This window comes from Streptomyces collinus (assembly GCF_031348265.1).
Taxonomy (GTDB): domain Bacteria; phylum Actinomycetota; class Actinomycetes; order Streptomycetales; family Streptomycetaceae; genus Streptomyces; species Streptomyces collinus.
This window is the reverse complement of the sequence record NZ_CP133771.1, coordinates 4,811,832-4,836,596: the sequence shown is the minus strand read 5'-3', so window position 1 is coordinate 4,836,596 and position 24,765 is coordinate 4,811,832. Positions and strand designations below refer to the sequence as shown.

32 protein-coding genes are annotated in these 24,765 nt (G+C 67.1%); 4 read left to right on the top strand and 28 right to left on the bottom strand.

The annotated features are described in order from the left end of the window. Positions 1–11: 11 nt before the first annotated feature. From RFN52_RS22075 to RFN52_RS22025, 11 genes are all read right to left on the bottom strand, one after another. The gene (locus RFN52_RS22075) at positions 12–1,178 is read right to left on the bottom strand and encodes a site-specific integrase (RefSeq protein WP_184848305.1); all 1,167 of its coding nucleotides are present in this window, start codon (positions 1,176–1,178) and stop codon (positions 12–14) included. Continuing rightward, positions 1,178–1,366 carry a helix-turn-helix domain-containing protein gene (locus tag RFN52_RS22070; RefSeq protein WP_184848303.1) on the bottom strand — a complete coding sequence of 63 codons (189 nt, stop codon included), beginning with the start codon at positions 1,364–1,366 and terminating at the stop codon, positions 1,178–1,180. The genes RFN52_RS22075 and RFN52_RS22070 overlap by 1 nt, the downstream gene beginning before the upstream one ends. Further along, positions 1,363–2,739 (bottom strand): replication initiator protein RepSA, encoded by a 1,377-nt coding sequence (gene repSA / locus RFN52_RS22065; RefSeq protein ID WP_184848301.1) that lies wholly within the window; start codon positions 2,737–2,739, stop codon positions 1,363–1,365. Before repSA ends, RFN52_RS22070 begins: the two co-directional genes overlap by 4 nt. Continuing rightward, positions 2,732–2,917: a hypothetical protein gene (locus tag RFN52_RS22060; protein WP_184848299.1), complete on the bottom strand. Its 186-nt coding sequence runs from the start codon at positions 2,915–2,917 to the stop codon at positions 2,732–2,734. Before RFN52_RS22060 ends, repSA begins: the two co-directional genes overlap by 8 nt. Positions 2,918–3,006: 89 nt before the next feature. After that, the gene (locus RFN52_RS22055) at positions 3,007–3,330 is read right to left on the bottom strand and encodes a SpdD-like protein (protein WP_184848297.1); all 324 of its coding nucleotides are present in this window, start codon (positions 3,328–3,330) and stop codon (positions 3,007–3,009) included. Positions 3,331–3,355: 25 nt separating this feature from the next. Further along, complete coding sequence (locus tag RFN52_RS22050) at positions 3,356–3,511, bottom strand: hypothetical protein (protein WP_020270385.1); 156 nt, start codon at positions 3,509–3,511, stop codon at positions 3,356–3,358. A gap of 13 nt (positions 3,512–3,524) precedes the next feature. Continuing rightward, positions 3,525–3,716, bottom strand: coding sequence for a mobile element transfer protein (locus RFN52_RS22045; protein WP_184848295.1), 192 nt, complete (start codon positions 3,714–3,716; stop codon positions 3,525–3,527). Further along, positions 3,716–3,910 carry a hypothetical protein gene (locus tag RFN52_RS22040; RefSeq protein WP_184848293.1) on the bottom strand — a complete coding sequence of 65 codons (195 nt, stop codon included), beginning with the start codon at positions 3,908–3,910 and terminating at the stop codon, positions 3,716–3,718. Before RFN52_RS22040 ends, RFN52_RS22045 begins: the two co-directional genes overlap by 1 nt. Before the next feature lie 19 nt (positions 3,911–3,929). After that, the gene (locus RFN52_RS22035) at positions 3,930–4,589 is read right to left on the bottom strand and encodes a DUF2637 domain-containing protein (protein WP_184848291.1); all 660 of its coding nucleotides are present in this window, start codon (positions 4,587–4,589) and stop codon (positions 3,930–3,932) included. Positions 4,590–4,670: 81 nt separating this feature from the next. Beyond that, positions 4,671–6,026 (bottom strand): FtsK/SpoIIIE domain-containing protein, encoded by a 1,356-nt coding sequence (locus RFN52_RS22030; protein ID WP_184848289.1) that lies wholly within the window; start codon positions 6,024–6,026, stop codon positions 4,671–4,673. 2 nt (positions 6,027–6,028) lie between these two features. Beyond that, positions 6,029–6,382: an SCO3933 family regulatory protein gene (locus RFN52_RS22025; protein ID WP_033314179.1), complete on the bottom strand. Its 354-nt coding sequence runs from the start codon at positions 6,380–6,382 to the stop codon at positions 6,029–6,031. 428 nt (positions 6,383–6,810) lie between these two features. Here RFN52_RS22025 and RFN52_RS22020 point away from each other — a divergent pair, with 428 nt between their 5' ends. Then, on the top strand, positions 6,811–7,851 hold the full coding sequence (locus RFN52_RS22020; RefSeq protein WP_184853987.1) for an NsdA family TPR-like regulatory protein: 1,041 nt from the start codon (positions 6,811–6,813) through the stop codon (positions 7,849–7,851). Here RFN52_RS22020 and RFN52_RS22015 read toward each other — a convergent pair. Both RFN52_RS22015 and RFN52_RS22010 read right to left on the bottom strand, forming a co-directional pair. Beyond that, positions 7,835–8,629: a GntR family transcriptional regulator gene (locus tag RFN52_RS22015; RefSeq protein ID WP_184848287.1), complete on the bottom strand. Its 795-nt coding sequence runs from the start codon at positions 8,627–8,629 to the stop codon at positions 7,835–7,837. The two genes, RFN52_RS22020 and RFN52_RS22015, sit on opposite strands and share 17 nt — an antisense overlap. A gap of 575 nt (positions 8,630–9,204) precedes the next feature. Then, entirely contained in the window at positions 9,205–9,597 is a 393-nt protein-coding gene (locus tag RFN52_RS22010; RefSeq protein ID WP_184848286.1) for a hypothetical protein, read from the bottom strand. Between the two features lie 334 nt (positions 9,598–9,931). Here RFN52_RS22010 and RFN52_RS22005 point away from each other — a divergent pair, with 334 nt between their 5' ends. Further along, entirely contained in the window at positions 9,932–10,402 is a 471-nt protein-coding gene (locus RFN52_RS22005; protein ID WP_184848285.1) for a hypothetical protein, read from the top strand. A gap of 141 nt (positions 10,403–10,543) precedes the next feature. Here RFN52_RS22005 and RFN52_RS22000 read toward each other — a convergent pair whose 3' ends face one another. The 4 genes from RFN52_RS22000 to RFN52_RS21985 form a co-directional block, all read right to left on the bottom strand. Next, positions 10,544–10,927: a hypothetical protein gene (locus RFN52_RS22000; protein ID WP_184848284.1), complete on the bottom strand. Its 384-nt coding sequence runs from the start codon at positions 10,925–10,927 to the stop codon at positions 10,544–10,546. 176 nt (positions 10,928–11,103) lie between these two features. Then, on the bottom strand, positions 11,104–12,060 hold the full coding sequence (locus tag RFN52_RS21995; RefSeq protein ID WP_184848283.1) for a hypothetical protein: 957 nt from the start codon (positions 12,058–12,060) through the stop codon (positions 11,104–11,106). Between the two features lie 310 nt (positions 12,061–12,370). Next, positions 12,371–12,667 carry a hypothetical protein gene (locus tag RFN52_RS21990; RefSeq protein ID WP_311241025.1) on the bottom strand — a complete coding sequence of 99 codons (297 nt, stop codon included), beginning with the start codon at positions 12,665–12,667 and terminating at the stop codon, positions 12,371–12,373. Positions 12,668–13,220: 553 nt separating this feature from the next. Continuing rightward, positions 13,221–13,499: a hypothetical protein gene (locus tag RFN52_RS21985; RefSeq protein ID WP_311241024.1), complete on the bottom strand. Its 279-nt coding sequence runs from the start codon at positions 13,497–13,499 to the stop codon at positions 13,221–13,223. Positions 13,500–13,578: 79 nt separating this feature from the next. Here RFN52_RS21985 and RFN52_RS21980 point away from each other — a divergent pair, with 79 nt between their 5' ends. Further along, on the top strand, positions 13,579–14,334 hold the full coding sequence (locus RFN52_RS21980) for a GntR family transcriptional regulator (RefSeq protein WP_184848282.1): 756 nt from the start codon (positions 13,579–13,581) through the stop codon (positions 14,332–14,334). 696 nt (positions 14,335–15,030) lie between these two features. Here RFN52_RS21980 and RFN52_RS21975 read toward each other — a convergent pair. From RFN52_RS21975 to RFN52_RS21925, 11 genes are all read right to left on the bottom strand, one after another. Further along, on the bottom strand, positions 15,031–15,729 hold the full coding sequence (locus RFN52_RS21975; RefSeq protein ID WP_184848281.1) for a nitroreductase: 699 nt from the start codon (positions 15,727–15,729) through the stop codon (positions 15,031–15,033). Between the two features lie 114 nt (positions 15,730–15,843). Beyond that, positions 15,844–16,206 (bottom strand): hypothetical protein, encoded by a 363-nt coding sequence (locus RFN52_RS21970; protein WP_184848280.1) that lies wholly within the window; start codon positions 16,204–16,206, stop codon positions 15,844–15,846. 169 nt (positions 16,207–16,375) lie between these two features. Next, positions 16,376–16,630, bottom strand: coding sequence for a hypothetical protein (locus RFN52_RS21965; protein WP_311241023.1), 255 nt, complete (start codon positions 16,628–16,630; stop codon positions 16,376–16,378). A gap of 37 nt (positions 16,631–16,667) precedes the next feature. Continuing rightward, positions 16,668–17,624: a zinc-binding dehydrogenase gene (locus tag RFN52_RS21960; RefSeq protein WP_184848279.1), complete on the bottom strand. Its 957-nt coding sequence runs from the start codon at positions 17,622–17,624 to the stop codon at positions 16,668–16,670. A gap of 60 nt (positions 17,625–17,684) precedes the next feature. Then, positions 17,685–18,419, bottom strand: coding sequence for an NADPH-dependent F420 reductase (locus RFN52_RS21955; protein WP_184848278.1), 735 nt, complete (start codon positions 18,417–18,419; stop codon positions 17,685–17,687). 104 nt (positions 18,420–18,523) lie between these two features. Further along, positions 18,524–19,108: a TetR/AcrR family transcriptional regulator gene (locus RFN52_RS21950; protein WP_184848277.1), complete on the bottom strand. Its 585-nt coding sequence runs from the start codon at positions 19,106–19,108 to the stop codon at positions 18,524–18,526. Between the two features lie 240 nt (positions 19,109–19,348). Further along, positions 19,349–19,759 carry a hypothetical protein gene (locus tag RFN52_RS21945; RefSeq protein ID WP_184848276.1) on the bottom strand — a complete coding sequence of 137 codons (411 nt, stop codon included), beginning with the start codon at positions 19,757–19,759 and terminating at the stop codon, positions 19,349–19,351. Next, positions 19,756–20,298, bottom strand: coding sequence for a hypothetical protein (locus RFN52_RS21940; RefSeq protein ID WP_184848275.1), 543 nt, complete (start codon positions 20,296–20,298; stop codon positions 19,756–19,758). The genes RFN52_RS21945 and RFN52_RS21940 overlap by 4 nt, the downstream gene beginning before the upstream one ends. A 186-nt stretch (positions 20,299–20,484) precedes the next feature. After that, on the bottom strand, positions 20,485–21,702 hold the full coding sequence (locus tag RFN52_RS21935; RefSeq protein ID WP_184848274.1) for a restriction endonuclease subunit S: 1,218 nt from the start codon (positions 21,700–21,702) through the stop codon (positions 20,485–20,487). Beyond that, positions 21,702–22,883 (bottom strand): N-6 DNA methylase, encoded by a 1,182-nt coding sequence (locus tag RFN52_RS21930; RefSeq protein ID WP_184848273.1) that lies wholly within the window; start codon positions 22,881–22,883, stop codon positions 21,702–21,704. The genes RFN52_RS21935 and RFN52_RS21930 overlap by 1 nt, the downstream gene beginning before the upstream one ends. A 320-nt stretch (positions 22,884–23,203) precedes the next feature. Beyond that, a complete protein-coding gene (locus RFN52_RS21925) occupies positions 23,204–23,395 on the bottom strand; it encodes a hypothetical protein (protein ID WP_184848272.1) in 192 nt (63 codons plus the stop codon). 768 nt (positions 23,396–24,163) lie between these two features. Here RFN52_RS21925 and RFN52_RS21920 point away from each other — a divergent pair. Beyond that, complete coding sequence (locus RFN52_RS21920; protein ID WP_311241022.1) at positions 24,164–24,580, top strand: hypothetical protein; 417 nt, start codon at positions 24,164–24,166, stop codon at positions 24,578–24,580. Positions 24,581–24,765 lie beyond the last annotated feature (185 nt).

The window sequence follows — 24,765 nt, the reverse complement described above, 5'->3', positions numbered from 1 at the left end:
TATCTGCGTGACTACCGCTTTGGATCGCGAGTGAAGATCCCGTCCATGACCACCGCGCCGGTCTGGATCACTGGTCTGATCTGCTTCCGGTAGACCTCCTCAGTCACAGCAGTACCGGAGTGGCCGACAAGACGGGAGATCTCCTCCAGAGGGACGCCACGGTCGGACAGCAGCGACACGAAGCTGTGCCGGAGCTCCCTCGGTGTCCACTCGTCGGCGTTGATCCCATCGGCGTCCTTGAGCGCCTGGCGGAAGGCCCGCCGGACGTTGGTCGCGTCGAGCGGCTTGCCGACGGCTGAGGAGAAGACCAGTCCGTGTTCCTCCCAGCTGTCGCCAGCGCCGAGCCGCTCCCAACCCTGGTCCTCGAACTGCTGCCACAGGACCTCGACGCAACGCGCCGGCAGAGCGAGCGTTCGCCGAGACTTCCGGGTCTTGGTGTCCCCGCCGCGCCGGACCGAACGCCACACGGCGATGTGCGGGGGCTGCGGCGGATCGGCGTCCGGCCTGCCCTTGAGGAAGACGTGGTCCCAGGTCAGCGCCCGCAGCTCCTCAGTGCGGGCACCGGTCAGCAGGGCGACGACGATGTACGCGTACATCGAGGTCCCCTCGGCCGCCTTGAGCACCGCCTCGGCCTGGGCCAAGGTGAGCGCCTTGGAAGGTCGCCCAACCTGGCCCTGTGGCACGGAGCACAGCTCGACGACGTTGCGCTTCACCTTGTCCCGCGCCATGGCCCGCTTGACCGAGCGGTTCAGGCAGGAGTGGACGGACTGCAGCGTGCGGGTGCTGAGGGTCTTGGCCTTGGCGGCCAGCCAGCGGTCGACATCCTCCGCGCTGAGGTCGCGGAGCTTCCGGGCGCCCAGAGCGGGGATCACATGGTTCTGGCTCAGGATGGTGCAGGTCTCGACCGTGCCCGGGTCACGACCCGCCAGGCCGTAGGCAAGCCAGTCGTTCACGGCGTCGGCGACGGTGTAGCCCGTGGGCGCGATCGCAAGACCGTCTTCGTGGTCCCGCAGCACCTCCTTGAGCTTGTTCTTCGCCTCTGTCTTGGTCCTGCCACTCCCCCGCTTCACGATCCGCTTGCCGCTCGGATCGAAGCCGAGGTTCGCCGTGGCGATCCAACGCTGTCTCTTCTCGTCCCAGTGGAGCCCACCGTCGCCGCGGCTGCGTCGCTTGGTCATCAGGCGGCCTCCTCCAGCTGGTGCTGGATGAAGTCGTGCACGGCATCGGCAGGTATGCGACGAGCCCCATCGATCTTGATGGAGGCCAGCCGGTGCGTACGGATCAGGTCGTAGACCTTGGAGCGTCCGACCTTGAGCCGCGTCATGACGTCCGACACCGTCAGCAGTTCAGGGGTGGCAGTGGTCATGCTGCGGCTCCTTCCAGGGCGAGTTGGTCGCGTAGGGCTTCGCGGGCGGTTTCGCGGTTGAGTTGGAGGTCGCGGGCGATGGTGGCGGCGAGGGCGGATTCGCCGGGGGTGTGGCCGTGTCCGGCGTACTGCCAGTCGGCCAGGACCAGGACGGTGTCGGGCTCGCGGTCGTCCAGGCCGAGGGCGGCGTGTTCCTGGGCGGCGCGGTAGTCGGCGCGGGCCTGGCGGAGGGCACCGAGGGTGGTGGAGTAGCGGCGGGACTTGGAGGAGAAGTGGCCGCGGAAGCCGAGCATGTGAGCCCAGGCCCACAGCCGTCGGTCGGGGTAGAGCGGGTCGAGCTGCTTGCATGCCTGGATGAGGCGGCGGGTGTGGTCGGGGACTTGGTGGCGGTCGAGTTCGGAGAGTTCGCCGATGCGGCGGTCGAGCGTGCCGGTGTTCTCGGCGGCTTTGGTGGCGTACTTGGCGACGTAGGAGGCGACGGCCTGTTCGGTGATGTCGGAGCCGTCGCCGAAGGTCTTCACGGGCCGGACGTCGAGCTGGGTGCCCCAGCGGAAGGTGCGGGCCGGTTGGTCCTCGGCGGCGGGGACGGAGACCGAAGTGTAGGAGTGCGCAGCAGCTGCACGGATCGAGTCGCTGAGAAGGTCGACCGTGGCCCAGGACGGCGGCGGGGTGTCGGGTCCGTCGGGACCGTCGATGCGGATCACGGCGTGGAAGTGCAGGGCGCCGCGCTTCTGGAACTCGGCGACCTTGCCATACGACAGGCGGGCGCACTCGCTCAGCTCTCGCTGGGTGATGCCGGCGCGGGCGGCGATCTCGCGGCGGAGCCGGTTGGTGAAGCGCTGCCAGAGCTGTCCGGCATGGTTGTTGAACAGCACCGCGCCCGCGTAGTCGTATGTGGCCGAGTCCAGCGCGGTGCCGAGGTCGGGATCGTCAGCGGCGTGGTGGTCACCACAGCGGCAGACTCCACGATCGGGCCGGTTGTGGACCGGGCCGAAGGAGGGGGCGGTGAGGGTGGCGAAGACCCTCGGATGGTCCCGGACGGTGGCGGGGATGTCGCGTCGGTCGTCTCCGGCCAGGCCCGCACGGATGAGGTGGTAGGTGTCGCCCGCGTAGGTCCAGGCGCAGGAGGGGCAGCGGGAGGCTCGGCGGTTGCCGCAGGCGACGCGGAGGCGTCCGCCGGGCTCGTTGGCGGTGGCGTAGTGGTGCAGGGTTTCGCCGGTGGTCTTGTCCTTGGTGAGGGTCCAGCCGGTGAGGTGGATGGGGTCGGCGCAGCCGCCGGTGCGGCGGATCTGCTCGTGCCAGCGGTGGTAGTCGGAGGCCGAAGCCACCCTCAGCAGGTCGCCGAGGGTGGTCGGGTCGAGCATGTCAGGCACGCGCACCCTCCCGGACGCGGCGGGCGGGGACGGTGCCCAGACCGTTGCAGGCCCGGCAGTCGACGGTGAGCGTCTGCAGGTGGCCGTGCCGGTCGCGGCCGCCGGTGGTGATGGCGGCGGAGGCGAAGCCGTCGCAGTTCGGGCAGATGCGGGGCACGGGTGCGGTGCGGTCGGTCATGCTGGGGGTTCCTTCCGGTTCGTTGGATCGGACAGGGACGGCGCCCGGGCGGCGGATGCTTGGCGGTATCGGAGCCGCCCGGGGGCCGGTCAGCGTCGCTTCATCTCCGAGGCGAGCAGCGAGCGCAGGACGACGGCGCAGACGGCGACCGAGGCGCCGGTGATGGCGACCGCCAGGAGCATGGAGACCAGGACGGCGCCGACGACCAGGACCACGGCGGTGCCGCCACCGACGAGGGCGAGAGCGGTTCCAGGGGTCAGCTGCACCGTCGGCCGTACGGGCGCCGGAGCCGGGGCCACCGGAGCGGGCGGCGGGGTCTGGGCGGCCGGGACGATGGTGGTCGGCTCGACCACGACAGGCGGTGTGACCTGGCCGGTCGGCGTGGGCATGGTCGGGATCTTCGGACGGAACATCAGCGGTTCTCCCTTCCGGGGACGGTTACTTGACGAAGGTGTCGATGGCGGGGGCCAGGACGCTGTCGGCGAGGAGGAAGCCGCCGAGCAGCAGGACGGCGATGAGCCAGGCGGGCGGGCGGATGAGCTTGACGCCGAGGTAGCCGACGACGAGCAGCGCGAGCCAGAGCGGTACTTCCATGGCGGTAGGCCTCCTAGCGGACCCGGCAGCGGTGGGTGCGGGCGGCGAGCTGGGCGGCGGACTGGCTGGAGTAGTCGGAGGACCAGCCGCAGCGGTCGGCGGTGCACACGGCGGCGTACTTGGTGCGGCCGTTGCGGTCGCGGTGGGTGCCGATCTGCACGGGTCCGATGCGCATCACGGAGTGGAAGTGGTCGCGGGCGGGCATCAGTCGGTCTCCTCTCGGGACGGGGCCGGGTTGGGGAAGGCGGCGCGGATACCGTCGGCGGTGGCCGGGTCGGTGGTGCGGCGGGCGGCTTCCTCGGCGAGCAGGTGCGCGAGGTAGGGCCGGTTCGCGGCGGTCATCTCGCGGGCGGCGTCGAGGTGTTCGGCGGCGGTCAGGTCGGCCGGGTCACTGGTCATGGCGTGTCTCCCGTCGATGTCAGGTGAGTTGGGCGGCGATGGCGTCGGCGAGCTGGGGCGGGACGCCGAGGCGGGCGCGCAGGGTGTCGGTGTCGATCGGCGTACCGGTGCGGGCGTGGTGGTCGTCGGCGACCTTGCGGGCGTGGTCGACCAGCGCGGCCGGGACCGACGAGGCCGGGGCGGGCTCGGCGGCCGGGAGGGCCGGGGTGTCGTCGGCTGCCGGGACCGGCGCAGGCTCAGGTTCGGTTTCGGTGACCGGCTCGGGGTTCGGCTCGGTGGCTGGGGCTGCGGGTGCCGGCGGTTCCGGCACCTGCTCTGTGGCGGAGTGGGCAAGGAGGGTGCCGCCCATGAAGGCCAGGGCGGGCCAGGCGGCGACGAGGATGCGCAGCCAGGCCGGGACGTCGGTCAGGTCGAGGAGTCCGGCGGTGGCGACGTTGGCGCCGAGGGAGGCGACCAGGGCGATCACGAACCAGCACCAGGCCAGCCGGGACGGCCCGTCGGAGCGGAGCCGCCGCCAGGCAGCGACCAGGAGCAGGTCGACGCTGATCGGGTAGGCCCAGGCTTTCCAGCCGTCCTGTCCGGCAGCGGCGGCCAGGTCGTGGAGGTGGGCGAAGGACAGCGCCCCGGCGATGACGGCCTGGACCAGGACGGCGTCGATACGGAGAGCGGGGCGGGCCATCACGGCTCCTTCCTGTGAGTGGCATGGCGGGGGTAGGGACCTGGCGCGAAGCGGTCACGCCGACCGATGAAGTGGGGAAGGTCAGGCGGTGGCGGGGGCTGTCTTGGACAGCGGCACCCGGGCCGAGGGCAGCGCGGCGACCGCGGGCCGGAACGGGGCCAGGGCGGGCACGTCGGGGGTGCGGTCGGCGTACTTGTTGCAGGTGTTCACGGCCTGGCGCAGCGAGGTGTGCGGGGCCCGGATGCGGTGCCAGCCACCGGTCGAGTCCCCGGCAATGGCCAGCCCGCGTGTCTCGGCGGGTATCTGGATGGCGGCCAGGACGGCGTCCGGGGAGATGTCGCCGAAGGCCATGTTGGCGGAGGTTTCGTCGTTGACGCGGTGGGCGGTGCGGCCGGTGAGCTGGGCGCGGAGCATGGTGATGCCCTTGCCGAGTTCGGAGCCGAAACGCTGCCCGCAGATCTCCAGGTAGATCCCGGCCGCGCGGCCGAGCTGAGCGAGGCGAACCAGGGCGGTGATGATCCGGTCCCGGCGCTTCTCCTCCTCCTTGCTGGCGAACAGGGCGAGTTCGGCGACCTCGTCGACCAAGACCACGACCGGTACGGGGCGGATGTCTTCGGGCAGGTCCCAGATGTCGGCGGCGATCTCCGCATCCGGCACGGCGACACTGATGCGCTGCTCGGCCCGGATCAGTTGGTAGACCTCTTCCATGTGGGACACCAGCGCTTCGAGCAGTTCCAGGGCGGTGTCGGGGTTGTCGGCGAGGGCGGAGAAGCGGCGGGCGAGGGGGAACAGTTCGACGCCTTGCTTGCAGTCGATGCCGACCAGGGCGACGTCCATCGGGGCGAGACCGGCGACCAGGTTGCGCTGGTAGACGGACTTGCCGGACTCCGTGGCCCCGAGGGTCAGGCCATGGGGAACGGCGCGATAGTCGCGATAGTGCACCGAGCCGTCCTCCCGCAGCGCGACAGGAACCCGCATCGGGCGCGTGTCGGTCTTGGCAGGCATCTGGACCTGCTTGAGCACGTCATAGCCGGTCATCCGCACCTCAACGACACCGGAGCGCACCTCTCGGGAGTTCACGCCGTACATCCCGAAGGAGTGCCGCAGCCGGTCCGTCGCGGACGCCACGTCGAAGGCGTCCTGTCCGGGACGGAGCTTGAGCCGCAGGACGAGACCGGTGCGGGTCGGGCGCAGACGCAGGATGCGCGGCGCGCGGGACTCCGGCACCGGCCGGTTGGCCACCCGGGCCAGCGCCAGCCGCCAGCGCGAGGGGGGAACCGTCAGCCCGCAGGCCTCCATGACCGAGGAGTACCGGACCAGTACCCGCACCGTGGCGAGGACGACGCCGAAGGCCAGCCAGTACCAGGCGGGGCGCCGCCACCGCAGAAGACCCGCAGCGACGACGACCACAACCACAGCGACCATGAACCAGGTCATGATCAGGCCGCCTCGGATGCCGAGCCGGTGGCGGCCAGCGAGGTGACGGCGACCGCGCGGAAGGCGATGCCGTGCCGCTTCTGCCCGTTGAACTCGTTCTCCCACGGCCGGGCGATCAGACCCGTCAGGGCCACCGGGGTGCCCATGGCCAGGTCACTGGAAATACCGGGCTCCGGGACGGCGACGGAGAGGATCTCGACTTCGTCGTTGGCGGCGAACATCACGTCGACGGTCATCAGCTTGACGCCGTCGGCGTCGGTGGCGATCTCGCCGGTACGACGGTCACGCACCTTGGGCTGCGGAGCCTTAGCGACCATCACAGTCGCGGTGGACGTGTCTACGGGAATCTGACGCATGATGGAACTCCCTTGAGAGGGGTGGGAGCGGCGTACTTGCTTGGCGGTGGGTCGCCGCTCCTGTGAACGTGGATGGAATGCCGCAGCAAAGCCGCGGAGCACTTCGCGCACCAACTGGTGCGCACCAGAAGGTTGCATCTGGTGCGCACCAGATGTCAAGCGCTGTCGCGGGCCCGGCACCTCAACTCGCCTGACTGCGACGGTTCCAGGAAAGCGCGCCAGGCAACGTCCCGGTAGACAACAGGGGTTAACACCCGACCGGTTAACCCCTCCCTACCTGCCCTGATGTGAGGCATCCTGCTGTTACGGCTCAACAACCCCAGGAGGAACGGCAGTAGCGCATGAGTGGACTCAGGGCAGCACGAACGGCACGGACCTGGTCGCAAGAGCATCTGGTGCGGGAGATCGAGCGCCATGCACGTCAGCACATGCTCACCGTCGCCTCAACCGCGAGTTTGCGAGTGTACGTCTCGGAATGGGAGAACGGCCGACGAACGATCTCCAGCTACTACGCCAAGATCCTCCGTGCCCTCCTCGGCCTCACCGACGTCGAACTCGGAGGCGGAGCGCAGCCGCCGGCACCCGCGACGGCGGACGGCTACGACGAGCTGATAGACCGGATCGACGAGGCGCGGAACGTCAGCCTGACCATGGTGAAGACGTTCATGGACCAGACTGAACTGCTCCGCACCATCGACCGCCAGATGGGCGCCGCAAGCCTGGTCGACCAGATGACAGCCCACCTGACGCGGCTGGAAGACGCCCTCACCTTCGCCGTACTCCCGGAGACCCGACGCCCGGTCGCCCTGGCCCTGACCGGTGCGGCAACCCTCGCAGCCTGGCAGGCCCTTGACGTCGGAGCCGTCGAACGAGCCTGGCGTCACTACGAGCTGGGCAAGCGCGCCGCCCAAGAGGCCGAGGAACCGATGTACCTCGCCCACGCCACCGCCGAGCAGGCATACGTGCTCTGCGACGCCGGGCGCCCCGAAATGGCGGTGCACCTGGTTCGAGAAGCACAACGTCTCGGAGGACCGGGCATGTCCCCTCGCCTCAAGGCGTGGCTGCACGCAGCCGAAGCGGAAATCTGCGCCCGAGCTGGGCTCCAAGAAGACTGCCGACGGGCCCTCGACCATGCGATACGTCACCTGCCCGCAGGAGATGAAGCCCGCGATCCGGACATGCTGAGCATCTTCCTGAACGAAGGCCACCTCACCAGGTGGCGCGGCAACGCACTCGCTCTCATCGGCGACGGCGAAGCCGTGGACAACCTGTATGCCGCACTGGAGACGACCGACCCCACGTTCGTCAGAGCGTCGGCGGGACTCCACTGCGACTTGGCCCAAGCCCACCTGGCCCGCGGGGAGCACGACCAAGCCCGAAAGCACCTGCGGCAAGCCCGGCTCATGGCGAGCCGGACCAAGTCAGTACGTCACAGGCGCCGGATAGAGCAGCTCACGCAGCGCTTGTAGGCGAGGCGCCGGACCCTCGTGAAGCGAGCACATGGAGAAGGGCGACCAACGTGCCGGACCCCATCAGCTCGCCACGAACCATCAGGCCCGGAATGTCAGACAGCGGCACCCAGGCGATATGCCCCGCCTCTTCCAGGTCGGTCGGCTCCCCCACGAGCTTCGCTCCCTCACCGACGAAGATGTCGTGAGGCGAGTCGACCATGCCGACCATGGGCTGGTAAGTGACCACGTGCTCCAGGGCGTTCGGCCGCCACCCGGTCTCTTCCTCGACCTCACGCAGGGCCGTCTGAAGAGGGTCTTCCCCCTGGTCGACGATGCCACCCGGCAGCTCCCAGCCGAAGGCATCAGGGACGAAGCGGTACCGCCACATCATGAGCACACGGTCTTGGTCGTCGATGACGGCAGCGATGGCCACATGGTGAAGCTTGACCACATGGTGCTCGAAGCGGTCGACGCCGGGCGGCTCGACATCGACGAGGCTCAGCTTCACCCACCGGTTGTCATACAGCGTCCGCTCACCGTGGATCTGCCATGGCTCGACATCCGCCGGCGCTTCTGTGGTCACGGATCGATCCGGCACTCGGTACGAACTACGGCCGTGTACCTCGACGACGCCCTCGGCAACCAGCTTGGCCAGCACTTGACGCAGGGCCGTGCGGCCGATCTCCAGGCCCTCCGACAGGGTCCGTTCGGACGGAAGCTTGGAGCCCGGCGAGTACCTGCCCTCAGCGATCCACTCACGAATCGTGCGGTAGACCCGCTCCGACTTCGGTCCCATCCGGCGAGCACGCTCCTGTCGTCCTGCTATGTCGGCCAGCACAACTGTAGCCGGGACCTACTCACGTGAGTAGGTGAGCGTCAGCGCCCATGAGTCAGTACTGATCAGTCCAGCGCGGTAAGAGTTTCCCTACGTTCATCAAGCCCCGGCTGCGCTCCGCTCCGCCGGGCGCGCTTCCCGGCTCCGCTCCGGGCGCCGCTCCTGCCTTCGGCCCGCTCCGCCCGGGCTGCGCCGACGCGCGCCCACATGTGAAACAGGCCGGGCCATGAGTCGAGAACCGCGAAGCGCGGCAAACGCTCAAAGCATGCCTCCGGCGGGGGCGCTCAGGCTCCGAGATGGAGGAGGCGCCGCTTGCGAGTGCCGGCCGGAGTAGTGGCGTGCGCGGGGAGCTCCCATCCCGCCTGCCATCGACCCAGGCAGAGCCGAGCAGACGCGGCCCATGGCGTCCAGGTCGTTCGTACAGTGGCGCGCTCCACCTGGACGCCATGAACCACGCCCGCTCCACGGTGTGTGGGTCGACGGCAGACGGGATGGGAGCTGGGGTGAGTGGTGGGCGGATGCGGGACGGCATCCCGCTACCTTGCCATCTTGAGCTGGTCGACCAGGTGTTTCAGTTCTTCCTCCGTAAGTTGGAACTGGTCAGGGTTCCAAACCACTTTGTAGTGAGGCTCAAGCTCGGCTATCGCCTGGCGCATCCCGTAGGTCGCCTCGAAGAATCGTTCCACGCGTCGAGTCAGAAGCTGATCCGCAAACTCCTGCGCATATGTGCTGTCACCGATATGACTGCGATCAACATGACTGGGGGCCGTGTACGCGTACAAGACAGCTTTGACCGCAGTAATGGCCCGATCGAAGGCCTGGTGCCGTTCGTGACGGCGATCAAACCGAGCCTTAGCCCAAGGCGCCAGAAATCCGCCGCTCATGCCACCAATAAGAGCCGCTACCAATGTCGCCAACCAGCTCATCATCTCAACTCCCCCATTCCAAGACTTCGGCGAGCGTATCGAGAACCACCGACACCGTCTGCTGACGCTGTGCCCCAGCCGTGCCCAACCAGGCGGGAGACGGCAGCGAACACCGGGAAGCCAGACGAGCCAGACAAGCCGACGGCGCCGACCAAATGCCCAGGCCAGGAGCCATCACCTACTCACACGCGAGGGCGGTGGGGTTGGGATCCACGGCGACGTCGCTGCTACGGCGGTTCCCAAGATCATCGACTGGGCTCGTCCGACGCCCTTGCTACTAAAAGTGCGAACTGGAGTCTGTAGCGTAGGCGCATACCGCTACAGGATGGGGGCGACTTTGAAGGACACAGTCACCGAGGTAGTTACAGCCTTTTCGCCCGTTGTGATTGCGCTGATTACTGGGTTCTTCGGGGCTCGTCTGGGACGTCGTACAAGGTCAGACAAGATTATGGAGCGACTGAAGGCTGAGATCGAAGCCTCGGAAGCACTGCCTGCCGGGTCAGCAGCCAAGGAGGCGCTACTGATTCAACTCGACGCCACAGCAAAAAAGTACGCGGAGACGTGCAAGCACGAGGACACGTTCCGTCGAGACTCGTTTTCCGTAATTCTGGGGCTAATTCTCGGTGGAGTGGGCATCGCCCTCGGGAGTTGGGCGGCCCTTGCCGGGGGTTCTAACCTGTGGTGGTGGGTGCTCGCCATTCCACTGATTGTCTTCGGTGTGCCTGGCTTCTTCTACGAGATGGCAGGCGGGAAGAGTAGGGAGGTGCCCGCGACGGATCCGACGAGGTCAGGCGGCACGAGTGCCTAATTTCGATGTTAGACGAGCCGCGCATCCGTTTGAACAGTCGAGATCCCGTGTCGGGCAGAGGGACCCTATGTCGAGGCTGCCCAGCCGCGCTGAAACCAACTAGCTCGCACACTAGCAAACTATGTCGAGCGGCTCCGCAGGCTAATCGTTCTCCGGGTCAATGATCCTCACTGGCTCGTTCCTTGCGGCGACTGTGCCGTCGTGATCGGATACGTCGATAAGGAGGCGGAATAGCCAGATCAATCGCACCGCACGAAGAAGCCCTAAAAAGAGCAGGAATTCTACCATCCACCCCTGCCAGCCGATCGTTTTCCCCGTATCGCCTAGCATGGTCGCCAAACAACCGGCAGATACTGCGGTCATCGACGTCAGGATGCTCACCCAGTTTCGACGAAGACTCTCACCAAAGCGTTCCCGTAGGAATGTCATTCGCCGACCGGAACTTGTCGCATACTGGCTAATTGCAGCGGTTCCGAAACCGCCGACAATCGCCGCCACAGACGCAACTGTCGCATAAACGCTCATGCGTTGATCAACGGAGTGGTCAGTAAGAATGTGGCTGCGCTGCCATAAGCCGAGCACCACTACACAAACTGCTGCGCCTATCCAATCGGTGGAGGGGTGTTCGCTCCACCGATTGTGAGCTCTCCGAGTTAGTTGAACCCCGCTGACCATCACTGCCCCCTTCGGCTAGTGAGAGCCTAAGGCACGGGTCTGACAGCGTCGCGGAGCTCGGCCTCGTGGGCCGCAGCAACGTCGAGGACCGCATGCACAGCGGCCTCATACCAGGGAGCTTGCCCTTCGCTCCGACGCAGGAACACCGGCTTCTGCGCAGTGATGTGGTCAGATACGAAGTTGATTTGGTCCTCTATGAGTGATCCATCTGAAGCCGACAGAGTCACATGCGCAATTGCTCTGTCTACTGCTCCATCAGGCCCAACCAAGCTGCCGAAGTCTGAGATGAAATGTTGAACATCCTCACGCAGCCGCCGTTCTCCGCGCGAGCGGGATGTGTCACGCCCGAATCCGCGCCGCTTGGGGATCTTCATTGCTAGCGTGATTAACGCATCAGGGTTGCGCTTGTGCGCCTGCCGTGAGAAATCCCCGAGACCTTCTGCGTCTGAAGGGAACATCATCTGCCCGGGCCGGAGTCGCATTTCGAAAAGGTTGACCGCCTCGGCGTTGTTCAATTTCTCCCACGCCTTTTTCCCCACCAAGGGCATGACGGCCAAGTCTTCGTTGACCACATTCATGGCATTTAGCCAGCGCTGTAAGGCTGTTGGTCGAGGGGCGGAAGCGCTTCCTTGAATTACACCGATCACGTTACCGAATGGCAGGAAGCAGATGATCGTGGTGTCGACCACGCTGCGGTTTCCGTCGAGCCTCAAGTCAGAGATGTGATTGTGTTCCCAGTCGATCTGTTGGATATCACCATCCCGAAGCCTCGCGAGTACGAGGTGTTGGCGCCCCTGCACCGATATGGGGTCACCAACGTACACATCGGCGCCATGCGTGTATCGACGCTGACGCATCTCGATCCGTCCAAGATTTCTTAGAACTCTCGGCCAATCGAGGTGCTCAAACCTGGGGTCTCCCGCTTCTTTGGGCCTGACGATCTCATAGAAAGCGACGGTCTTCTTGCGCCCCGTGTTCCCCAACTGAAGCCACCCCCAGAAGAATCGGCGTTCCGGTGAGACAGTATGGCCCCGCAGCAGTCCGCTTGCCAGCAAAAGGAGAGATCGTCCGTCCTTTGGGCGACCGGGCGGAACGTAGAACGCCTGTCTCCAGCGAGCACGGGCGGTGACTCTGGCTGACCTACCCCAGTCCCGCGCAGCCACGGAGTCTCTCAAGGCGATGTGATGCCTGGAATGCGTGCTGCCGTTGCACATCGCACGCCGCACGAAAACAGGGAGCCCGGACCGTTCCGAGGCTCCCTGCCGCACTATCAATCGCTGTTGTTCAGTTCCTTCAGGGAGGTCCAGCGCGGACCGGTCCCCGTCCACGGCTGTTTGCTACGCGCAATACGTCTCGTAAGGCGCTGGTCAACTGGGCGGTGAGAAGGTGCAACTCCTCCAAGTCTTCGGTCTCGTCGTCGAGTACCTGACGCGAGTGCTCCAGCAGTTGAGACGCCATGCCGAGTTGGAACGCCTCGATGTGGTCCGCCAGGCGGGAGACGTAACCGCCTTGGTCATCGGTGCTCAAGTAGCACGGTTTGCCATCCGGCCCCGCCCACGGGAGAAGCCTCAGTTCGTCCTGTGCCGTCATCCCTGCGTGAGCCTCTCGGTGATCTGGGCGTTCGGTGCCGGCGTGCCGGTGGGCCCAGACTGACCAGGCGCCGAGTGACACAGACAGTCGCAGGCCTCGTAGATCAAGGGCAGGTCGACCGGCGCCGATTCCGGGGAGGACTCCGCGCAGGCGTGGTGCGTGCCGATCCGGCAGGCAGTCGAGCGGTACGAGGTGTCCGTGCCAAGAGTCTGTCGCTGCGAGGGCATCAGTGGACCCCCAGGAGAGCCGACCAGGTGTCGGTCGGCAGCTGGGGAGCGATGACAACCGTCGGGTGCCGTCGCACGCGTTCTTCGTGAGCCAGAACGTACGGGCGGACAAGTGCGGTGTCCTCACCCCGGAGCGGATGCCAGTGACCCGCTCCGTCGAGAGCGGGGTCCAGGACGACCGTCGACTCGTCAGCGGATGCAGCAGAAGCGGAAACACGTGTCGGCCGAGACGGCCGTAAGGGGCGGCGGTGCCTGCCCCTTGGGAAGTACCGCACTCTGGTGAGCGAGGCGGCACGGCGGATACGGTTGAGCACGCTGGTCAGCTCCTATCGCTGATGGCCCGGTCCCCCGGCATCGCCCGTTGTGGGGACCGCTTTGCGTACGACCGCCCAGAGGGTGCGGTCGTTCAGGCTGGTGGCGAGGAGTCCGAACCTGTCGGCCTCAGCCACAGCCTTCAGAACCTCCCGCCATAAGTCGGCGGGGAGTGATTCAGGCACCTCCGCCTCGACCGAGGTATGCCGGTCGTGCTCCTCCAAACGCGCAGGAAGCCCGAGGGCGGACAGTCGGGCAGCGATGGCTGCCGCGCGGACTCCCGAAGCGGGCACAGGGCAGCCTCCGTTAACCGGCGATCACTTTGAGTGAAGCTAGTTAACTAGATTAGAGCTAGTGGACTAGATTTTCCATATGTCTGAGCAGCCACCCTACCTCCGCATCGCCGACGAACTCCGGCGGCGGATCGCGGAGCACGTGTGGGAGCCGGGGGACCGCCTGCCGTCGCGCGCTCAGATCGGCCAGGAGTACGGCGTGGGCGAGAACGTGGTCCGTCGGGCGCAGGAGCTGCTGATCTCGCAGGGCGTGCTGGAAGGCCGCGCCGGATCGGGGACCTACGTCGCCGAGCCCCGGCAACGGGTACGTATCGTCCGGTCGTCCGCGCGCGAGCAGCCCGAGAAGTCGCCGTTCCGTGCAGATATGAAGGCCCTGGGCAAGCAAGGCGACTGGGAGAGCAGGACCGACGCCAAAGTGCCGGCCCCGGCCGACATCGCCGCCCGACTCGGAATCGTCGAGGGTGACCTGTGCGTCCGAACCACGTACGAGTTCCTCGCCGACGGCAGGCCGGTGCAGCTGTCGACGAGTTGGGAGCCGTACGACCTCACCGCGGGCACGCTCGTCGTTCTTCCTGAGGGAGGCCCGCACGCCGGGGCCGGTGTCGTGAACCGCCTGGCCGCGATCGGCGTCACTGTGAGCCACGCCGTGGAGCAGCCCGAGCCACGACAGGCGACCGCCGAAGAGGCCTCACTTCTGGGCATCCAGAAGGCCGCGCTCGTCACGCACATCCGGCGGACGTACTACAGCGACGACGGGCGCCCCGTCGAGACAGCGGACATCGTCGTGCCCGCCGCTCACTGCGAGATCGTCTACGAGATCCCGATCAACCGATAGGCGCAAGCGCTCAGCTGCGGCGCGACCATCCCCGGCGGTGAGCAGCCGGAACCCGAAGGACCCTGAGTGTCTAACTGCGTGACAACGCCCGCGAACAGCGGCGGACGACCGCGCACACCTGCGGACCATCGCAGCAGATGAGAGGCCCATCGGTCCAAGGCCAGCCGCACGCCCAAGTTGCTTCGGGACGAAGAGGTCGTGGGTTCAAATCCCGCCACCCCGACAGAGAAACACCAGGTCAAGGGCCTGATCCGCATCGCGGGTCAGGCCCTTCCTGCATCTCCGGTGATCGTTTGGGAGAAACCTGGGAGAAGATCTTCGTGCGTCGCCACTGCTCGACAGCTCCGGGCATCAAGAAGGGCTTCAGTACAACCCGCCTCGGGGAGGTTCTGGCCAAGGCCGACATCGAGTACGTCCACCGGCGTGGCCCGGGGGAATCCCAATGACATCCGGACACCGTTCCGGGAGGGATGCCTCGCCGAAGTCAGGGCAGAGTTCCGCAGTTATGGACAGGGTTCGATCTTGTCCATTGTCCGCATGAACTGCTCCGTGTCCGTGGCCCGTTCACCGGCCTCGGCGTCCCAGTCGCTACGTGGCACCACGCCGGGTGGTGTCGTGTCAGGTCAGCGTCTGGGCTGCGTAGAGAGCGCCAAGTGTTCACGAACAGCAGGAGCAGCCCGAGCCGCCGATTTGGGGCTAGCGGTTGTCGAGGACGCCGGGGGTGTCGTGCACGACCACGCTTTGCTGCAGTGGGATGCGTCCCATGTTGATGTCGTGCATGGGTGATGTCTGATCGCCGATGCCGAAGGCGATTCCGAAGAGCAGCTTGAGCTCGTCGTCTACGCCGAGGGATTTGCGGACTGTGTCGGCGTAGACGCCGAGGACGGCCTGTGGGATGCCGCGGTATCCGCGTGCGGTCAGCGAGAGCAGGAAGTTCTGGGCGTACATGCCGATGTCTCCGGCTGTTCGCACTCCGTCGCCGAGCACCGGCATGAAGAGGAGGGCGACGTGGGGCGCTCCGTAGAACCTCAGGTTCTCGCGGATGACCTCTGTCCTGCCCTCCCGGTCCGAGCGTTCGACGCCACGGGCTCCGTAGACGATGGCCGCGTGCTGGTGCGACCGTTCCCGGTAGATGCCTTCGCCGTAGTCGGAGGTGAAGTCGGGGGAGGTCTGGTCTTCCTCGTACGCTTTGAGGAGCTCATTGCTCAATGTGTCCCGTGCCGCGCCGGAGATGATGTGGACGTGCCACGGCTGGGTGTTGCTGTTCGAGGGGGCTGTCTGCGCGTCTTCCAGAATGCCGCGGATGTCCATGGCGGGCAGCGGAGTGGGCAGGAACTGCCGGGGGGAGTGCCGGGTCCGCACGAGATCGGTGAAGAACGAGGCGGTGGCGGGCAAAGCGGATCCCTTTCGAGAGTGTTCAGTTGCGTTGTTGCGGCATCGCCGTACACGTATCGCCGGGTGGCGCTTTGCGCTTGTCAGCCGAGCGACGGTGAGCGGGCAGCAGCCGGATCAGCTGGGTGACCTGGCTGGTGAGGCGGGGGTGACGTCGAGTGCCTGGGCCAGCAGGGCTCGCGAGTGCGACCGGGCTTCGGGGTCCGCGATGATGTCCTGAACCATGACTTCCTCGACGCCGGTGGCCTTGGTCATCTGCTCCAGCTGATCCCGTACGGTCTGCGGGCTGCCGGCGAGCTGGCGGGGCCAGCGGCCGTCTGTGATGACGGTGGGGGTGTCCTTCTGGTCCTGGCTGAGTTCCCGGTCGGCTTCCTCGACCGTGGGAACCTGCGCCGCGCTCCCTTGCCGGGCCAGGCGTGCCATCAGGGCGGTCCTGGACCAGTTCAGCCGCCGCGCCTCGGCGTCGGTGTCGGCGACCACGGCGCTGACGGAGAGGATGCCGCGACCGCCGGCCAGACCATTGGCCCGCGGGCGCGGAGAACGCGCCGTGGCGCAGCAGAGCGCGACTGGCGCCGTCAGGGTTGTGTGTAGGGCTCGTTGAAGGTGGTGGAGGCGGTGGCGACCAGGCCGATCCGCTCGGTCTCGCGGGCTATCCGGTGAGGACGAGGAGCGGGTCGATGGGGTGGTGCGGGGTCTGGTCTTCGAGGTCCACGTCCAGGACCGGGGTGTCCGCGATGAACAGCAGCTGGATCTTGCCGCGCTCGGCGGCCTGGGCGTAGCGCACGAACTGGTCCATGTCGGTGTAGCTGGACAGGTTCGCGCCGGGCAGCCGCCATGCGCCGGGCTCGGCTCCGTAGCCGCTGGTGAACTGCATGGCCAGAAGCATCTGGCGGCTGCTCGCCATGATCGTTCCTCCTGCAAATGCCCGGGCAGGGGTGGGGTCAGTTCTCGTAGCGGGCGATGATGCGGCCGACGACCCCGCCCTTGCGTAGGCGCTCCAGGCCGTCGGGGATCTCGTCCGGGGTGATCCGGTTGATCGGCGGGTTGAGGTCGCCGCCGCGCATCAGGGCGTACAGCTCGGTGAGGTCCTGCTGGGTGCCCGAGAGCGAGCCGAGGATCTGCAGCTGCTTGAAGACGATCGTCTTGGTGTCGACCGTGGACTGCGTACGCCCCAGGCCGACCTGTACGAGCGTCCCGGACGCGGCGAGCGTCTCGACCGCCTGGGCGGTGGTGGTGCCGAACCCCGCGTAGTCCACGATCAGTTGCAGGTCCTTGTCCGTGAACTCGGTGATCGATTCGGCGACGCCGGCCAGGCCGATCTCGTCGGCGAGCAGCCGGGTTGCCGGGTTGACGTCGGCCGCGTACACCTGTGCGCCCAGCAGCACGGCGATGCGCGCGCCGATGTAGCCGAGCCCGCCGAGTCCGATCACCCCGATCCGCATGCCGGCCTGGGCGCCGCCACGGGTGACCATCGCGTGATACGAGGTGAGGCCGGCGTCGGTGGCCATCGCGCCCCTCTCGAAGGAGAGCTCATTCGGCAGCCGTACGAGGTTGGCGTCGGTGGCGCGGACCTTGGGCCCGTAGCCGCCGTCCCAGGCGCCGTAGCCGATGGCGTCGCCGTCGGGCATCAGCGGTGCAAGGCCGACGCGGTCGCCGACCCTCCAGTGGCCCATGCCCGGGACCACCTCGCTGATGACGCCCGCATTCCCATGGCCGAGGGTCATCGGTAGGCGCGGGAACGACGCCATCCACTCCGGGTCGTCGAGTGCGCTCACATCGGAGTGGCACAGGCCGGCGGCCTTGATGTCGACGACGACCTCGCCCGGCCCGGCGTGCGGCACTTCCACTTCTTCGAGGACCAGAGGTTTGCCGGTGCCGTTGAATCGCCAGGACTGCATGATTCTCACGTTCCTTTTGTGCAGCAGCGGAGGGGATGTCGGCAGGAGGGCGCGGGTGGTTCAGCGGTGGGCGGCGCGGTTCATCTCCACGACGTCCTCATGGGTGGGCGCGTCGCCGAGGGCCGTGAAACGCTCGAACATGGAGTCGCGGACGGCCGCGTCCTTGACGCGGTCGGCCCTGGCCAGGGCCGGACCGAGCTCGTCGAGGGTCAGCTCGGTGCAGTAGGCGGGGCCCATGGGCTGCTGGCGCCAGGAGTCGGCGAGCACACCGGCGTCGTACGGGTCGAAGCCGGTGTCGTCGACGAGCTGCATGGCGACCTTGCGCGCCTCGTCGGAGTCGGCCGCCACAGGGATGGCGATCCGTCCGGGCTTGCCCGCCGGCAGCCCCTTGGAACGCTGGGTCTCGGCCAGGGCCGCGTTCCACGCCTTGACCAGGGGGCGGCCCAGCTTCTCGGCGTTGCGGACGGTCTCCACCTGCCCGTTGTCGACCTCCTCGATGCGGCCGTTGAGGTGCGGGTAGTAGTTCGAGGTGTCGATGACCACCGTCTCGGCCGGAACGTCGGCGAACAGATCGGCCAGCTCGGGGACCCGGTCGAAGGGGATCGACAGGATGACGACATCGCGCTCCTGAACGGCGGCGTTCAGGACAACGGGGCGGGCACCGGCCTCCACGACCTCGCTCGGCACGGCCTCGGGGCCGCGGGCGTCCGCGACCTGTACGTCGTGACCGGCCACGGCGAGCTTGCGGGCGAGGTTGCCGCCGATCGCACCAGCACCTATAACAGTGATTTTCATGAATTGTCCCTTGGAAGGTTGCACTGCCCTCAGGGCAGCGTGAGGTGATGACGGTGCGGCAACGGACGCCGAATCGTCGGTGCTAAAGAAGGCGGGCTGCGGCCTTACGCCTGGCCGTAGCCGTTCGCGGTCAGGACGCGGAGCCGGTCCAGCGAGTCCTCGTCGACGGCGCCGGTACCCTTGAGCCAGGCCACGGAGATGGCCGCGAGGAACAGGTCGTACCCCTTCACCGACGCGCGCACATGCCCCGTCCGCTGAGCGGCCTGTACGTACTCCTCGGTGGCGGTGATGACCGTGTCACAGGGGAGCGTGAGCGGGTTGTCCGGATCCTGCGCCCTGGCCGCGGCCATGAGCGGCTCCGGCAGTCCACTGAACGCGCTGAAGTACTCCTCCAGCGCACGCAGCCACTGCTCCAGCGCCTTGTAGGTGTCGCCGAGCTGCGTGATCTCCGCCTGGCGGGCCACCAACTCCTCGGAGCGCGTCTGCAGAACGGCCGCCAGCAGCGCTTCCCGGGTGGGAAAGTGCCGGTACAAGGTGCCGGGCCCGACGCCCGCCTCCTTGGCCACCGCCTCCAGGGACGTACCGACCCCGTATTTCAGGAAGTGACGCTGCGCCGCGTCCAGGAGGGCCGCACGGTTGCGCTGGACATCCGCACGGGGCTTGCGCCCCTGCTGGGTACCGGCACTCATACGCCCTCCTCGCTCTTCCATAATACGGAGGCTGCCTCCGCACTGCTTCCACAGTAAAGCGGAGGCACCGTCCGGTCAAATGGCGTCCCTCCCGCGCCCCTCTCCGTGCCCCGTCCGGGGGTAGCTCACGACGCGCCTCGGCGAGCATCGGCTGAATCGGAGGTGTCAGGGCCACACCGTCACATCTCCGCCGTAAGGCCCTCGCGCGCTCGCTGAGCCCTGCCCTCGCACGGGCCCAGTTCAGGAGGATGGCGGCGAGGTGCGCCGGTGCCAGCCTTGAAGGGGGATGACGGTGGCGCCGGTGCGCAGGGCCTCGTTCTCGATGGCGAGTTGGCGGATGGCCTCCTCGTAGAGGGTGAGGGTGCGGCGTAACTCGGTCTTCTCCTTCCGCAGTCGGGCTAGATTCGCCTCCCGCCGCTCGTCCGGCTCGGAGGATTGCGCCTGGGCCGTGGTTGGGGTGGTCGCAGGAACGTGGGGCCGGAAGTAGGTGTCGATCAGGTCTGCGTAGTGGCGGTGGAAGGTGGCGTGGGGGATGCCGAGGCGCCGCTCGATGGCGGTGACGGTCGGGCGGTGTCCTCTGGTGGCTGCCTCTTCGAGGACGGTGTCGATGGCGGCTTTGACGGTGTCGGCGTCGGGCAGGGCACGTTTCACTCGGCGGGCTCCGGGGCGTGGCGAGCGAGGAACGCGGCCGTTTCACGGTGCTGTTCCTCCGGGCGATGGCGGACATAGGGAGCGAGGCGGTCGCGGTTGGCCAGGGCCTCCTCCAGCTTGGTCAGGTGGCCGTTCAACGCCTGGCGATTGGCAGGCGTGAGGGCGGTGTTTCGGCAGGCCAGGGGCTGGCAGTCGGCCAGGACGGGCTGGCCGGCGCCGGGGTCGTTCGACGTGCGGCACAGGGCGCGGTCGGGGTTGTAGACGCAGGTGCCGAAGGTCCCCAGGTACACGTGCGGGTCGTGGCGGGCCACGATGCGGCGCAGGCGGGCTTCGTCAGTGACGACCTGGCCGTCGAAGACGGTGTGCCGGGCGAATTCGGCGAGCCGGGCTTCGGCCTCGGCCCCGGCCGGCCCAGCCAGCGTCGGTCGGTCTTCGTCGGCACCCAGCTCGGCGAGCAACTGGCCACGGGCGAGGGCTTGCTCGGCTTCGACCTCATCGCGGAAGCCGGAGTCGCTGGTGCCGGCGTAGCCCTCGAACATGCGAATCTGCCGTCCCCGTCCCCCACGGCCCCCGCAACCAGCCTTTCGAACTGGCTCAGCAAGTCCTGACGGACCTCGGCTTGGTCGGACCGCGGCCACCACACTGCGAGCAGTAGCCCGTGGTGACGCGAGCGATGGGCATTGATGGGCCGCCGAAGCGGTGAGGGACCTGAGGGTCTCAGCTGGTCACGCCATCGTTGCAGGTTCCCGGAGGACGCCGGCTTTCGCTGAGATGTCGCGCAGGAGCGCGTCCCGCAGGGTGTGCAGCGTCGCGATCTTGGCGATCAGGAGTCGCGCCGCGGTGTGCAGGGGATCGGCCATCGCGTGGAAATCGGTGCGCGTGAACCGGTCCGGCCAGGTGACCTCCAGGCGCTTGAGGGCGCGGGCCGAGATTTCCCGCCCGTTCTGGCCCTGCGCCAGCCGCGCGATGTCGCTGCTCCTGCTCCTGAGTTCGTGGAGCAGCCACCAACCGTCTTCGTCCTCAGCAGGTCGTACGGCCACGACGCCTCTGAGTGGTGTTGCCGGTCGGCTCGGCACAGCGATGTGTGCACCGTCGGAGCGGGTGCTCAGCATCAAGGTGCCGGGAGGATGTGCCTCGCCGTCGTTCGCCGGACTGCTCAGACGGAACCTCTGGACATGGGGCACGGGGAGGTCGTAGAGATCTTTAGGGGCGACTGCATCGGTTACGTCGGTGGTGGGTTCTGTGGGCAACGGGGGAATCGAGCGTTCGGAACCTTTGCCCGTCTCCGACTTGGCGACTTTCGCGAGGGGCCGTGCCTCCCACGGCGGAATCGTCGCCGCCCAGTCGTCATGGAGGGCGTCGACCAGTTCCACCGCCTTGCGGGCGGTTTCCTGGTAGAGGGCGGTCATCTCGTCGATGAGGCCGAAGGCTCGGTGGTACGCGTTGATGACGTCTGGCGGAGGCAGTGGAAACAGCATGCGGTGGAGGGTGTCGAGGCTGATGGTGGGCTCGACATGTGCCGTCACGTCCTCGTCGATACGAGCCTTCGCCGTCGGTGTCTGCAGCCAGATACGCAGCCACCGCACTATGTGCGGTTCAGCGCGGATGATGCCGATCGACCTGGTCGCTGTACATCCCGCGTGCTCGGCGGTGACCAGCGCGGAATCGCCCACCCGTCGGACGAGTACGACGGCCAGGTCGCCCTCTCTGAGGATTGCCCGGCTAGGCGGGGATTCGCCGGGCCGGCACTCATCGGCCCTGGGCGAGAGGATCCTGCCGCCCTGGACGAACGTCGAGCTGACGACTCCTGCCGTCTGAGCGGCAGCCGCTTCGTCGAGGAAACCGGAAGTGGTGTAAATACGCCCGTGGACCCGCTCATGGTTGATGGAGGTCGTCTGCCAAGCCGCATTACCCGAGTAGGCCTGGTCGGCATTGGCTTCCATCACATCTCCTCCAAGGCGTCCAGCAATTGGAGCTCCAGGGCGCGCATCTGCTGGAACTGATCGGTTAGTTCGAGCTTGAGCTGCTCGACCCGGCTCCGTGTGTCCCGCTCTGGGCCAGGAGGCTCCATGACGTACGAGGTCGGCATCAGACTGGACTCGCGGTCGGCGATCTCCCTGGTGGAGCAGCTTCGGGACCAGCCGACGGCGTCGTCGTACGGCGAGGCCGCAGCACCGTTCTCGGAGAGGCCACGCCAGGCCGCCAAGGTGGCCAGGACCGCTGTCGTGTTCGTCTCGCCCAGCCTCCGCGCTCTCGACTTCGGGACCGGTTCGAAAGCTCGCCGCGCGTTGATGAACAGCACCTGCCGACGGCGGTCCCGGGCACCCCAGCCGGGGCGAGCGCTCTTGTCCTTGTTGAGCACCCACAGACAGGCGGGGGCTTTGGAGTGACCGAACACGCGAGGTGGCAGAGCGATCACGCATTCGACGAGATCGTCACGCAGGAGGCGCTCGCGAAGCCTTCGGGTGACGGGCTGTCTGCTGTTGGCCACGCTGTCGGCCATCAGGAAGACGGCACGTCCGGCCGGAGCCAGCGCGTGCGCGATGTGCTGAATCCACGCGGAGTTGGCGGATCCTTTGGACGGAGACTCCTCCGGCCACCTGGGATCGACCGGGATCGGGGAAGGCGACCGGCGGACGTCCCGCTCCGTCTTGTCCTCGGGTGCCCAGTCGCGCTGGTTGAAGGGGAGGTTGGCCAGGATGATGTCGTGGGGCTCCGGTTCGGGATCCGCGAGGCTGTCCCCGGGCGGGAAGACGTGAGCCGTGATCCCACGTACCGCGAAGTTCATGCGGGCCACCTGTGAGGTATGGGCGTGCTGCTCCTTTCCCTGCAAAGACATGGTCGGGTCCAGCCCGACGTTTTCGCGGACGTAGCGGTGGCTCTCGACGAGCAGTCCTCCTGAACCGCAGACCGGGTCCAGCACTCTGTGCCTGTCACGGGGGACGGCCGCACCAACCATGAGACGCGCCATGTCATCCGGCGTGAAGTAGCGGCTGCCCTCAGCCTGGTCCGCCGAGAGGTCACGGAGGCACTGGTCGAGCAGGGGCCCGACCCGCTGGATGGAACCGATGGCCTGGACGAGAGCGTGCAGGTGTCCTTCGGAACCAGGGGGCGGAACGGGCATCAGGCTCCTCGTGCCCGCGTCAGAACCCTGTTCGTCGGTTGCGGGAAGCCAGTGGCTCAGACACTTGCTCACGGCAGCGCGGACTCCCGAGCCGCGCCCTGCCGGCTGCCCCATCAACCACGCCCATGTCGGTACGCCGGTGCCGGGCTCGGCGTGCGCCTTCCTGCTCAGGTACAGCAACCCTAGAACGAGGCGGGTCGCGTCGTGAGCGTTCATCAGCCGCGAGAGATGCATGCGGTGTCGGCGCACCTTCGCGAGAACCTCGTCGAGCGAGGAGGCACTCCCGGCCTGCACGTGTCCTCCAAGGGCACTCATGTCGCTCACGAGCCCACCACCCCCAGGGCCCCCATGACCACCATAAGGAGCGTCAAGGAGCCGGCGAAGGTCAATGCTCCAGTCTTGAAGGCCGCCGTGGGACGCCCTCCCTCGACAACGGTCACGACGCTGCCGACAAGAGCGGCGACAAGCGCCGCGAGGACCGCGGTGATCACGTACATCAGCCTCAACTGCACGACTTGGTTCCTTCCTGAGGTCGGGGGATCTCCCAGCGGACGAGTGAGCCGGTGATCCCTGGCTTCAGGAAGGACAGTAGAAGGCGAAGGCCACGCACCGCTGGGTGCACGCCGTTTGGGGTTTCTCTAGACGCGCGCCCGAGGTTCGAGCACTTTCGTCGAGTGCACGTCGTTTGGGATTTGAGACAGCGAGTCGACGTAAGGGGGCATCTGGGCCCTCAACTCACGCCCCGAACAGGCAGACGAAGAGCCTTGACCCGGATCAGTGGACGCTCTGCGCAGGGATGGGGCCCAGGGCACCTCGCCGATGCCGTTCCGTGATCACCAAGACGGCCGTAGTGCACCCGAAGGGCGATGGCGACAAGAAGTACAAGGACGAGGTGACGCGGTCCGACGCAGGGTCGGAGATTACCGATCAACTGTCACGCCGGGGCGGGCTCGGGTAGCACGAGCCCCGGGGCCTGTGTCGATACCGTCGAGCAGCAGGGAACACGCAGTGGCTGGCGCACATCCGCTTGAAGGACGCTCCGTGAGGTCCGTCGCCTTCGCCTCACCAACGGCGCTCTGGTCGACAACGCGCCCTGAGCACCTTTCACGAGATGGCACCCTGGCAATGCCGACCTGTTGTTCACTGGGATCGAACAAAGTGCTTTGCCGTAGAACCACATTGGGGGGCCAATGAAACCACGAAGCGCGGCCGCAACCGGCAGAGACTTCCCGTACACCTCAAGTACAACGTGCTATATCGAGGTCCACGGGGATGGGACCGTGACGCACGGGGACCAGCGCGCCGCCTACGAGCGCGCGGTCGCCGGAGAGTCCCGGCTGTTCGCCGTCTGGCCCGGCCAGTGGTCGAGCGACCTCTTCGAGATCGACGACCTGGACGAGTTCGCCAAGGCACTTGGGATCAAGCATGACGAAGAGCGAACGGGCCTGAAGGACCACATCCACAAGGTCGAATGGATCAAGGACCCGTACGGCAACGACAACCCTCGCAGCCAGTACCTCGACATCGACGTCACCCTCACCTGCGGCTGCTCCATCAACGACCGCCGTGCCTTCGCCGCGCAGATGAAGGAGCAGCAGGGCTGGGTCATCGCGACGAGCGGTGGCTGGTCGAAGAGCGGCAGGCCGGGCGGGCCGACGACCTACTCCCTGCGCGCGCGCCGCAAGAGCCTCACCTGATACGCAAACTTGCCGCGGCAACCGCACCACTCTGCGCCCAGTGCGCAGGAAGAAATCTGGGAGATGATCTTCCAACAGAGGCCCACCGAAGCCATGCGAGCCCGCCCCACAGCAAGCCTCTGACCAGCACCGATACTGATCTCCGCCGATCACGAGCCCATTCGAACCTCATTCGGGACGAAGAG